The 11,437-nt window shown below is 68.9% G+C and carries 10 protein-coding genes, 1 pseudogene and 1 riboswitch; of the genes and pseudogenes, 5 read left to right on the top strand and 6 right to left on the bottom strand.

All coding sequences use genetic code 11. The annotated features are described in order from the left end of the window. Positions 1-361: 361 nt before the first annotated feature. From I0Q12_RS20435 to I0Q12_RS20450, 4 genes are all read right to left on the bottom strand, one after another. Positions 362-2,020: a cytochrome bc complex cytochrome b subunit gene (locus I0Q12_RS20435; RefSeq protein WP_197254069.1), complete on the bottom strand. Its 1,659-nt coding sequence runs from the start codon at positions 2,018-2,020 to the stop codon at positions 362-364. Then, on the bottom strand, positions 2,017-3,144 hold the full coding sequence (locus I0Q12_RS20440) for a ubiquinol-cytochrome c reductase iron-sulfur subunit (protein WP_197254071.1): 1,128 nt from the start codon (positions 3,142-3,144) through the stop codon (positions 2,017-2,019). Before I0Q12_RS20440 ends, I0Q12_RS20435 begins: the two co-directional genes overlap by 4 nt. Then, positions 3,141-4,013, bottom strand: coding sequence for a c-type cytochrome (locus tag I0Q12_RS20445; protein ID WP_374068746.1), 873 nt, complete (start codon positions 4,011-4,013; stop codon positions 3,141-3,143). The genes I0Q12_RS20440 and I0Q12_RS20445 overlap by 4 nt, the downstream gene beginning before the upstream one ends. Before the next feature lie 64 nt (positions 4,014-4,077). After that, the gene (locus I0Q12_RS20450; protein ID WP_197254139.1) at positions 4,078-4,689 is read right to left on the bottom strand and encodes a heme-copper oxidase subunit III; all 612 of its coding nucleotides are present in this window, start codon (positions 4,687-4,689) and stop codon (positions 4,078-4,080) included. A gap of 139 nt (positions 4,690-4,828) precedes the next feature. On the opposite strand from I0Q12_RS20450, the gene I0Q12_RS20455 reads away from it, so the two are divergent. Together I0Q12_RS20455 and trpD are read left to right on the top strand one after the other, a co-directional pair. Then, a complete protein-coding gene (locus I0Q12_RS20455) occupies positions 4,829-5,275 on the top strand; it encodes a hypothetical protein (protein ID WP_197254073.1) in 447 nt (148 codons plus the stop codon). Between the two features lie 65 nt (positions 5,276-5,340). After that, entirely contained in the window at positions 5,341-6,411 is a 1,071-nt protein-coding gene (gene trpD, locus I0Q12_RS20460) for an anthranilate phosphoribosyltransferase (protein WP_197254075.1), read from the top strand. Positions 6,412-6,418: 7 nt separating this feature from the next. On the opposite strand, the gene I0Q12_RS20465 is transcribed toward trpD, so the two are convergent. Further along, positions 6,419-6,694 carry an Lrp/AsnC family transcriptional regulator gene (locus tag I0Q12_RS20465; protein ID WP_197254077.1) on the bottom strand — a complete coding sequence of 92 codons (276 nt, stop codon included), beginning with the start codon at positions 6,692-6,694 and terminating at the stop codon, positions 6,419-6,421. A 31-nt stretch (positions 6,695-6,725) separates the two neighbouring features. Continuing rightward, positions 6,726-8,519: a DEDD exonuclease domain-containing protein gene (locus I0Q12_RS20470; RefSeq protein WP_197254079.1), complete on the bottom strand. Its 1,794-nt coding sequence runs from the start codon at positions 8,517-8,519 to the stop codon at positions 6,726-6,728. A gap of 472 nt (positions 8,520-8,991) precedes the next feature. Beyond that, positions 8,992-9,158, top strand: a riboswitch (cyclic di-AMP (ydaO/yuaA leader). Between the two features lie 11 nt (positions 9,159-9,169). Between I0Q12_RS20470 and I0Q12_RS20475 the strand changes: the two genes are divergently transcribed. The 3 genes and pseudogenes from I0Q12_RS20475 to I0Q12_RS33375 form a co-directional block, all read left to right on the top strand. Beyond that, a complete protein-coding gene (locus I0Q12_RS20475; RefSeq protein WP_197254081.1) occupies positions 9,170-9,751 on the top strand; it encodes a C40 family peptidase in 582 nt (193 codons plus the stop codon). A gap of 160 nt (positions 9,752-9,911) precedes the next feature. Continuing rightward, on the top strand, positions 9,912-10,955 hold the full coding sequence (locus I0Q12_RS20480; protein WP_197254083.1) for an NlpC/P60 family protein: 1,044 nt from the start codon (positions 9,912-9,914) through the stop codon (positions 10,953-10,955). 70 nt (positions 10,956-11,025) lie between these two features. Then, positions 11,026-11,437 (top strand): annotated as a pseudogene (locus tag I0Q12_RS33375) (hypothetical protein); the annotation flags it as partial.

Genomic DNA, 11,437 nt, shown 5'->3' on the forward strand with positions numbered 1-11,437 from the left:
ATGATGGAGTCGCCCTCTGCCATCTGCACCTCGATGCCGGCAAGCGCTACCAGCGCAACTGCGTTCGGCGGGCCTGAACTCGTGTCTCACATCAACGTAGACAGCACATCCACGGCGTTGAAGGCTTGGGCACCCCGGTCCCGCACGGGGACCGGGGTGGAGCCTACTCAATCCGCCGAGCCACCGGACAGCTGCGCGCTGCCGACGACAGCGCGCAGCTGTCTACCTGCTCGGCGGGAGCGGATCAGCGCGGTGGCGACGGGGGAGAAGGGGGCCCTACAGAGAGGCTCTACAGAAACGGGTGTGGCCCCGAACCTTGTCGGTTCGGGGCCACACCCGTGTGTTTCGGAACTGCCTGGCGTCAGTGCGCCTGGCCGTCGCCGTCGCCGCTGCCGGCCTCGAGGCTGTGCACGCGGTTCTGGTAGTCCCGCAGGACCGTCCGCTGCTCGATCTCGGCCTCGTGGTGGGCCGCTTCGAGCGCTGCCGCCTCGTCCGCCGGGTCGGGGGAGAGGAAGCTGCCGGCGCCGGGCTTGCCGGCGAGGCCGAGGCGGTTCATGCGCTTCGGCACCGGGGCACCCTGGTATTCCAGCGGAATCGGGTGGCCGTGCTCATCCACCGGGCCGAGGGGCTGGTGGATCTCGATGTACTCACCGTGCGGCAGGCGACGGACGATGCCCGTCTCGATGCCGTGCTCGAGCACCTGGCGGTCGCTGCGCTGCAGGCCCAGGCAGAACCGGTACGCGATGTAGTAGGCGAGCGGCGGCAGGATCACCATGCCGATGCGGCCCATCCACGTCGTCGCGTTGATCGAGATGTCGAACTTGTACGCGATGAGGTCGTTGATGCACATCAGGGTGAGCACCAGGTAGAACGTGATCGCCATTGCGCCGATACCGGTTCGAACCGGAACGTCGCGCGGACGCTGCAGCAGGTTGTGGTGCGCGTCGTCCTTGGTGAGACGCTTCTCGATCCACGGGTAGACCGTCATCAGGACGAAGACCAGACCCATGATCACCGCGACCCAGAACACGGCAGGAATCGTGTAGCGGCCGAACAGGTAGATCTCCCAGGCCGGCCACGTACGGGCCAGACCGTCGGTCCACATCATGTAGAAGTCGGGCTGCGAACCTGCCGACACCTGCGACGGGTTGTACGGGCCGATGTTCCAGATCGGGTTGATCTGGAAGAGACCACTCATCAGAGCCAGCACCGCGAACGTCATCGCGAAGAACGCGCCGGACTTGACCGCGAAGACGGGCAGGATGCGAACGCCGACGACGTTCTGCTCGGTGCGGGCAGGGCCGGGGAACTGCGTGTGCTTCTGGTACCAGACCAGCGCGAGGTGCGCGGCGATCAGGGCCAGGATGACGGCCGGGATGAGCAGCACGTGCAGGACGTAGAAGCGCGGGATGATCAGGTCGCCGGGGAAGTCACCGCCGAAGATCGCCCAGTGCATCCACGTACCGATGATCGGGATGCTCAGCGTGATGCCGGAGAACGCGGCGCGGAGGCCGGTGCCGGACAGCAGGTCGTCGGGCAGGGAGTACCCGAAGAAGCCTTCGAACATCGCCAGGATGAGCAGCAGCGAGCCGATCACCCAGTTCGCCTCACGCGGGCGACGGAACGCACCGGTGAAGAAGATGCGCGCCATGTGGACGATGATCGACGCAGCGAACATCAGCGCTGCCCAGTGATGGACCTGCCGGACGAACAGACCGCCGCGCACCTCGAAGGAGATGTTCAGGGCAGTCTCGTAGGCCCGGGACATGCCCACGCCACGCAACGGGGTGTACGCGCCGTCGTAGGTCACGTGGGCCATCGACGGGTCGAAGAACAGGGTGAGGAAGACACCCGAGATCAACAGGATGACGAAGCTGTACAGCGCGATCTCGCCCAGCAGGAAGGACCAGTGCGTGGGGAAGACCTTGTTGATCTGGCGACGGATACCGGCCGACAGGTGGTAGCGAGAGTCGAGATTCTCGCCGATCTCTGCGGCGCGGGTCGGGGTTGCGGTACTCACGGGCGACGCTCCCAAAATGCCGGGCCGAGGGCTTCGATGAAGTCACCGTTGGCGACGAGAAAACCCTCTTCGTTCACTGTAATGGGCAGCTGCGGCAGAGCGCGAGCGGCAGGTCCGAACACCGGCTTTCCGTACTCCAGGGCATTGAACTGCGACTGGTGGCACGGGCACAGAATGCGGTTGGTCTGCTGCTCGTAGAGCGACGTCGGGCAGCCGAGGTGGGTGCAGATCTTCGAGAAGGCGAAGTAGTCGCCGTAGTTGAAGCTCTCCTGACCCTTGCGCTTGATGGCGCGCTCGGCGTCCTCCGTGCGCAGACGGATCAGCATGACGGCGTTGCGGATGCCGCGCAGGCCCTCGAGCAGCGCGTGCTCGTCGCCACGATCCGACTCACGGAACGGGAAGACCGTCTCCATGCCGCCGGCGTCGAGGTCCTCGGGACGCACCAGCACGATGTCCTGGGGGCGACCCGTGTCGCGACGCAGGTAGATGGTCTCGCCCTCGTAGCGGGGGGTCCAACCCGACACCCACAGCGGGGACTCGTCACCCTGTGCCCACGGGTTCTTGATCAGGCCACCGAGCGGCATGATCAGGCCCACACCCAGGGCGCCGCCACCGAAGATCGCCGTGCGCTTGATCAGCTTGCGGCGGGGCAGCGTCGACGTTTCCAGGGAGTCGGCGAGCTCGGCGACGATCGTCTTGCGATCGACCTCCTTCGACGGGCCGTCGTGCCGATCCTGGATCGACACCTCTTCGGGGATGAACTTCTTGGTGAACTGCACCGCGCCCACGCCCACACCGAGGATCGCCAGACCGAGGGTCAGGCCGAGCAGCGGCGTGTACAGGTTGAAGAAGGTGTAGTTCTCCTCGCCCGGGCTCTGGTACTCCCACGGCCAGAAGAGGTAGATGGCGATGAACGCGAGGGCCGACAGGCCGGCGAGAGCGAACCAGAACGCGACGTTGCGCTCGGCGCGCTTCTCCGCGCGGGTGCCTTCGACGGGCCACCGCTCCTTGCGGAACGCGACATCGACACCGTCGAGGTTCGTTCCCAATGCGACGAGGTCGTCGCGGCTCATCTGATCGAGGTTCTCGATCGAGTGCTTGTTGGGCGTTTCGTCGCCACTCATGACCTTGCTCCGATCCACAGTGCAGCGCCGACGACCGCGACGATGCCGACAATCCACATGGCCGGGCCCTCGGTACCGGGGCCGAACCCGCCCAGTCCGTAGCCGCCGGGGCTCGCCGTCTCGGTGGACGCCTTGACGTACGCGATGATGTCCTGCTTCTCGTCGAGCGTGAGCTGACGATCCGAGAACTTCGGCATGTTCTGCGGGCCGGTGAGCATCGCGGTGTAGATCTGCTGCTCGCTCGCCGGATCGAGCGGCGGCGCGAACTTGCCGGACGACAGTGCGCCACCGCGACCGGTGAAGTTGTGGCACGAAGCGCAGTTCTGGCGGAACAGCTCACTACCGCGGGCCACGTCGTCGCCGCGTAGCGAGGACTGGGCGATCTCGCCGTTCTCGTCGCGGATGACGGTCGGGCCGCCGCCGTTGGCCTGGATGTACGCACCGATCGCGTCGGTCTGCGCGGCGTCGAACTTCGGTTCCTTGCGCAGGACCTGGGCCTCGTTACGCGATGCCGGCATACGGCCGGAGGAAACCTGGAAGTAGACGGCGGCCTCACCGACGCCGATCAGCGACGGACCGCGGTCCTCGACACCCTGCAGGTTGACGCCGTGGCATGTGACGCAGGAGGTCTCGTAGAGCTGCTGGCCCTTGCGGATCAACGCGACCTGGTCCTCGTTCGCCGTCGCCACCTGCGGGGCAGGGGTCAGCGCGGAGGCGATGAAGCCGGCGCTGAGCAGGCCGAGCGCGAGCACCAGCGCGCCTGTGAGGCGACGACGGAACTTCCGCTGACGACGGGACCGGGCAGCGGACGCTGCCTCGGACTGACCGGGCATGTCACCCTCGGGTGTGAGAGGTGGGGATGAACTCATCTGTATCCCTTTTTGTATGTCGGGACGGACTGGACGTCAGGGGGCTGCCTGGGCGTACAGCTGGCTAACGGATGAAATAAATCGTGGCAAACAGGGCGATCCACACGATGTCGACGAAGTGCCAGTAGTAGGACACGACGATCGCCGCGGTGGCCTGAGCCGGAGTGAACTTGCTGACCCGGGTGCGGACCAGGAGGAACACGAAGGCCACCAGGCCGCCGATCACGTGCAGGCCGTGGAAACCGGTGGTCATGTAGAACACCGAGCCGTACACGCTGCTCGAGATGGAGGTGCCTTCGCTGACCAGGTTGATGTACTCGTAGCCCTGGCCGAGCACGAAGAACGTGCCCATCGCGAGGGTCAAGACGTACCACCGGCGGAGCCCGAACACGTCACCACGCTCGGCGGCGAACACACCCAGCTGACACGTGAAGGAAGACGCGATCAGCACCAGCGTCACCGGCACCGCCAGCAACAGGTTCAAGTGGGTGGGGGCCGGCGGCCAGTCACCGTGGGCCTGAGCCCGTGCCACGAAGTACATGGCGAAGAGCCCTGCGAAAAACATGAGCTCACTGGACAACCACACAATGGTGCCGACGCTGACCAGGTTGGGCCGGTTCAGCGAGTGCACGCGCTGGGTGATTGCAGTTCCTGAAGTCCCTACTGCGCTCGTCACGCTGGCTAGTATGACCCGTCGTAGTAAGTCTTGGGCAATCGGGGCGGAATTCGGCGCGTCTTTGCAGGTAATCGCCTGGTCCTGGCCGTGCAGCGACCGGGATGTGCCCCCGGCCACCGACCGTGCGATCGTGGTGTGCATGAGCGGTGTCACAGGGATCTGGGAACGTCTCCGGCAAGCGCTGAGTGGGGGCCGCCGACCGCCCCTGGATCCGGCGCGGACGGACCTGGTCGTGGTGGTGTCGTCCTTCGACGACGCCGAGTCGTGTTCCGGTGCCCTCGAGCGAGGAGCCGCGACCGCGCCGCGCTGGGTCGATGGCGACGAAGCCATGCTCCGGCACCATCTCGAACTCCCCGCCGACGCCGTGGACCGTGCCGTCGAGCTCGCCGGCCAGGACGGGTACGTGAAGGCAGCCCCCGTGCACACCCCCACGAACGGCCGTACCGGGTTCGTCCTGCAGCGGGTGCAGATCCTCGACGCGATGCACTGCGCCCAGGAGAAGTCGCGGATGGCGGGGCTGGCACAGCGCCTCGGCGGAACGGCCACGGGATGGGACGCACTGCAGCCCGATTCCGCAGCTGACTAAGCTCCCAGCGGAAGGGGCGCGGACGGTGCCCGGTAACGGAGCGAGGTGCGGCGAAGGTGGGTGCGATGAACGCGGGACGACCGTCGGACGAGGTGGCGCAGAGCTGGCCCGCGGTGCTCGGCGCATTGACCTCAGGCCGTGACCTGACCAGGTCCGAGGCGCAGTGGGCGATGGACGAGATCATGTCCGACAATGCGACCTCCGCGCAGATCGCCGCATTCGGCGTCGCTCTGAAGATGAAGGGGGAGACACCCGACGAAGTTCTCGGGCTCTCCGACTCCATGCTCGGGCATGCGCGACTCGTGCCGGTCGACGACGACGCCGTCGACATCGTCGGCACCGGCGGCGACCGGGCGAACACGGTGAACATCTCCACGATGGCGTCGCTGGTCGTCGCGGCGACCGGTATCCGCGTGGTCAAGCACGGCAACCGCGCGGCGTCGTCGAAGAGCGGGGGCGCCGATGTCCTCGAGGCGCTCGGTGTGCACATCACGCTCGGCCCGGAGCAGGTCGCGCAGTCGCTCGCCGATGCGGGAATCGGGTTCTGCTTCGCGCCGGTGTTCCACCCCGCGCTGCGATTCGCCGGTCCGACCCGCAAGGAGATCGGTATTCCGACGGTGTTCAACGTCCTCGGCCCGCTGACCAATCCGGCGCGGCCCCGGGCAGGGCTGATCGGGTGCGCGTTCCCGGGCCTGCTCGACACGATCGCCGGGGTGCTCGCGGCACGCGGGAATTCGGCGCTCGTGGTGCGCGGAGACGACGGGCTCGACGAACTGACCCTCTCGACGACCTCGACCGTGCGGATCGTGCACGAGGGCACGGTGCGCACGCAGACCTTCGATCCGACGGTGCTGGGCATCGCCCGGGTGCCCCTCGAGGCGTTGCGTGGTGGCGACGCCGTCGAGAACGCGGCAATCGCCCGCGCGATGCTCGCCGGGAAGACCGGGCCGGTCCGCGACGCGGTCCTGCTCAACGCGGCGGGGGCGATCGCGGCCTATCGCGGAGTGGAAGGTTCGCTCGAGGATGCGCTCGCGGCAGGTCTCGAAGAGGCCGCTGCCGCCGTCGACAGCGGCGGTGCCGAGCGCGTGCTGGCGACGTGGGCGGAAACCACGACCCGGCTCGGCGCCGCCGGCTGATCCGCGGTTATTCGCCGATCGAGAATCCGGCTTCGACGTCGGAACTCGAGTACGACCGGAACGCGATGTGCGTGACGGTCCGGGAGACGCCCTCGACCTTGTTGATGCGGCCGGTGACGACCTCCGCGATCTGCTCGTGGTCGCGGACCCGCACCATGGCGATCAGATCGACGTCGCCGGCGCAGGAATACACCTTGTCGACCCCGTCCAGGTCGGCGACCGCCTGCGCGGCTTCCTGGATCCGGTCGGCCTCGGCGTCGATCAGGACGATGGCGTTGATCATGAGCGCTCCTCACTCTTGCTCGCGGGTGTGCTCAGCCTAGAAGGTGCCGCACGCCGGCGGCGGGGGCCCCGTCGGCGGTGTCCGACCAGGCGACTCCGTCGACCGAGTTCGACCGGGCCTCCCGCGCCTTGTCCACCCAGTGCATCCATGCCCCCGCCCCACGGGCCGGTTCCGTCCAGCCGTGCGTGGCCCGGACGATCCGGATGCCGTCCTCGTCGAGCCAGCGGGCCACCAGCCCGATCTCTTCCACCGAAGCGCCACGCAGCGGCGCCGCGGTCGGTCGCACCGTTTCGGCCGCGGCCGCGATCGCCTCGACCACCGGCATCGGTGGCACGTGCCGCGCCGCGACCCCGGCCGACGCGAGTCTTCCGGAGCGGATCACGGCGAACTCCCACCCGCCCTCCGGACGCGGTTTCGCCGCGATCAACTCGTCGACGGCGGCGAGCGCGGCCAGTCGCTGCGTTCTCCGCAGTGCCCGCACGACGTCGGCGGCGCGGTCGCGCAGCCGGGCGGCGTTCTCGAACAGTTCGGCGCCGGCGAGGTCGGTGATGCGGTCGCGCAGCCGGACCAGGGCGGTGTCGTCGCTGCCGCGCAGCAGGTCGCGTGCCACCGCGACCTGCGCGGCGTACTGCTCGGCGCTCTGGAGGCCGTATGGGGCGGCACTGCAGCCTCCCACGGCCTCGGGCGGGCACCGGTCGCCGTGCCGGCCGCTGCGCGCGATCCGGCGCGTGCACGTGCGCAGTCCGCACACCTCGGCGAGTGTCGCCGCGACCTCGGCGGCGGACGCGCGCGCGGAGAACGGTCCGAGCGCGTCGACACCGGGCGTGCGGCCCACCACGAGCCGGGGGAACGCGTCGTCGGACAGATTGATCCACCAGCCGCGGGTCGGATACTTCGACCGGCGGTTGTACGGGGGAGTGTGAGCGGCGAGCAGCCGCAGTTCCCGGACCCCGGCCTCGAGCCCGTGCGTGCATTCGACGTGGTCGATGCGGGTGGTCAGCGCGACCATCTCGCGCATCCTCGGGCGCGTCTCGGACCCGGTGAAGTAGTTGCGGACGCGGCGGTGCAGGTTCACCGCCGTGCCGACGTAGAGCACCTCGTCGGACGGTCCGCGGAACATGTAGACGCCCGGCCGGTGGGGCAGGTGGGCGGCGAGCGTCCGTTTGGCCCGCTGTTCCGCGCTGATCGCGGGGATGTAGTCGCGCAGTTCGGTGAGACTGTGCACGCCCTGGTTCCCGACGCGTTCGATCAAGGCGTGCAGGACGTCGACGGTCGCGCGGGCGTCGTCGAGGGCGCGGTGCGTCGGGCGGGTGGAGACGTGGAAGAGGTCGGCGAGTGCGGACAGACGTACCGACGGTGCCTCGTCGCGCCCGAGGACCCGGCGCGCGAGTTTCACGGTGCAGACCACCGGGAACCGCGGCCAGGCCGTGTCGTTGCGCGCGGCGGCCGCGCGGAGGAAACCGACGTCGAATCCCGCGTTGTGCGCCACCAGCACGGAACCCGCGGCGAATTCGAGGAAGGACGGCAGCACCTGTTCCATCCGCGGCGCGGCCCGCACCATCGCCGTGGTGATCCCGGTCAGTTCGACGATCGCCGGCGGAATGTCGCGGCCGGGATCGACGAGGGTGGCGAATTCGCCGAGGACCTCGCCGCCGCGGACCTTGACCGCCCCGATCTCGGTGACGGCGTCGTTCTCGGCGCTGCCGCCGGTGGTCTCGAGGTCCACGACGACGAACGTGGTGTCCCGCAGCGGGGTGTCCAGTTCGTCGAAGGCGAGTTGGACGCCGGTCGGAGGTGTGGGACCGGTCCGGAGCGGGGACGTCATGGACGTCAGGTTAAGAAGCGGCACCGACAGCCTCGGGAACCGGGGCTGTGAGCGCTGCCGAAAGCCCTGAGTGGCGAGGATCACACCGGTTTTTCGCACGGGGAATCGACGGTCCTGTGCGGGTCGTCGGATCCGGCTCCGTTGTTCCGTCTCGCGAAGCCCCTGGAGGTTCGGGGTGGAGGGCGGTTCGCGGTCGGCGGCCTCGCGGCGAAAACGCGTCCCGGCCTGCGGAGACGGCGTCGTGGCGGCGGGTGCGACCGTGCTGTGGCCCCAAGCCGGGGTGGCGTGCCGCGGGTCCTACGACAGCCCGTCGTTACCGGTTCGTGATCAAGCGTGACCCGGTGTGACTTCCGGTCCGCGCCGAGCGGGCCCAACGGTCAATTCGGACGCGGGCCGGTCGACATCCGTCGATGCCGTTTCGTAATCTTCTCGAGACCAAGCGGAGAGTTTGCCGGCCCACCGGACCGGAGCCGCTAGGCCACCGCCTAATCGGCGCACCCGAGATCGGGTGCCCGTGCCGGGGACCCACTTGTTACTTGGGGTGAATCTCCTCCGGTCGCGTCAGCGGCCGAGGGGTAGGGCTGATCTTCCCGGCCCGAACCCGTCAGCTAACTCGGTCGGCGGATGACGGAAGAAGGAGCAACACCCCCGTGGCGTCTCACAAGTCCACGCGCAACATTCGTCGCGCTGTCGTCGCCGGAGCCCTCGCGCTCGGCTCTCTGACCCTCTCGGCCGCCCCTGCCATGGCCGCCCCGATCAACATCCCCGGCATCGGCGACGTCGAACTGCCCGCAAACCTGCCGCCGGAGGTCACGAACCTCATCCCGCCGGCCCCCGCGGCTCCCGCGGCCCCGCAGGCCGCCCCGGCTCAGTTCACCGCGCCCTACACCTCGGTCGGCCAGCGTGCCGCCGACGCCGCGCAGTCCAAGCTGGGTGCGCCCTACGTCTACGGCGCTGCCGGCCCGAACTCGTTCGACTGCTCCGGTCTGGTGCAGTGGGCCTACAAGCAGGCCGGTCTGAACGTGCCGCGTACCAGCTACGAGCAGGCCGGTGCGGGTCGCGCCGTGTCCATCGCCGAGCTGCTGCCCGGTGACGTCGTCTCGTTCTACGGCGGCAGCCACACCGGCCTCTACATCGGTGGCGGCAACATCGTGCACGCCTCGACCTCGGGCCAGCCGGTGAAGATCGCGCCGCTGAACTCGATGCCTGTGGACGGCGCACGCCGCTTCTGATCGCACAGGGATTCCGCCCGCGAGGGTGGTATCGGCCCACGAGCCGATACCACCCTCGCGGCGTTTCTGCACTCGGGTGACGGCGGCTACTGCCGGGTAGACACAAACCTATGCCATTCCGTAACCTTATCGAGATCTTTGGGGAAAGGACGTCGCTCTCGTGGTTTTCGACAGGACGAAGCGGACGCTGCGCGCCGGGCTCGTGGCCGGGGTGCTCCTCGCGGCGGGTTCGACCGTTCCGGCGGTCGCCGATCCCGCCGCCGACAACCCGACGGCCGCGCTCGAACACCTCGCCGACCTGTCCCGCAGGTCCGAGCAGACCAACGAGGCACTCCACAACGCCGTCATCGACCTCGAGGCCAAGCAGAACGCCCAGCGTGACGCCGACGCTCGCCTCGCTGCCGACCGCGGCGTCCTGGCGCAGGCGCAGGCCGAGGTGGACCGCTTCCGCCCCACGATCGACAAGCTCGCCGCCGCGAACTACCGCGGTGCCCGCACCAACCGCCTGTACTCGGTGCTCGTCAGCGATTCCCCGCAGCAGCTGCTCGACCAGATGTCGGCGCTCGGCGTCATCGCCCAGCAGACCGCCGACGACGTCGAGGGCTACCGCGTCGCGAACAATGCGGCAGCCGAGGCGGCCGCGGCCTCCGAACGTTCCGCCGACGCCGCCCGGGTCGCCGCCGAGCAGGCCCAGACGCTGCGCGACGACCTCGAACGGCAGCAGACCGACCTCCGGAATCAGATCGAAGGCGTGTACGACGCGTTCTCGAAACTGAGCGACGACGAGAAGGCCGTGCTTGCGGGGACCCCGTTCCCACCCGGCCTCGACGCCGCGGCGATCCTGTCCAAGCTCGCCCCCGGCACCGGATCCGCAGCTCTTCGGGCCGCGATGACCCGCATCGGCGACCCCTACGTGTGGGGCGCCACCGGCCCCGACCAGTTCGACTGCTCCGGGCTCATGGTGTGGGCGTACAAGCAGGTCGGAAAGACCCTGCCGCGGTCGAGCCAGGCCCAGGCGCAGGGCGGCACCCCGGTCTCGCGCGACCAGCTGCAGCCCGGCGACCTGGTGATCTTCTACGACGACGCGTCCCACGTCGGCATGTATGCCGGTGACGGCAACATCGTGCACGCGTCGACGTTCGGTGTTCCGGTGAAGGTCCAATCGATGGACAGCTTCCCGTTCCACAGCGCCCGCCGCTACTGACCCTGCTGACGGACCGAGGCCCGGCCCACCATTCCGGTGCTCGGTGGGGCGCGGTCTTAGACTGTCCGCCGTGCCCGATTCCTCGCCCTCTCCGCGACCGCGCGCGCCGCGGGGCTGGGAGCGGTTCGCGGTCGTCGGGCTCGCCGCTGTGGTGGCCGCCGTCGCGCTGCTGGTGTTGTTCACCCCGGACGACACGAGCCCCCGATCCGGGCCCGCCGACGGGGCGTCGGAGGAGATCCAGGCGCTGCTCGACACCTGGGCGGCCGCGGTCCGGGCCGCCGACGCGGACACGTTGCGCACGCTCGTCGACGACCGGGCTCGGCCCGGTTTCCTCGACGCGGAACTGCGCAGGGTCGCCGCGGTGGCGCAGGTCCCGCTCTCGGACTGGGGATACGAGCTCGGCAACGCGGAACCCGCCCCGGTGCCCGCCGACGTCGCCGCCCGGCTCGGCGACGCGAAGGCGCAGACACGCACCGTGTACC

It is taken from the genome of Rhodococcus sp. CX (genome assembly GCF_015865005.1).
Taxonomy (GTDB): Bacteria; Actinomycetota; Actinomycetes; order Mycobacteriales; family Mycobacteriaceae; genus Rhodococcus.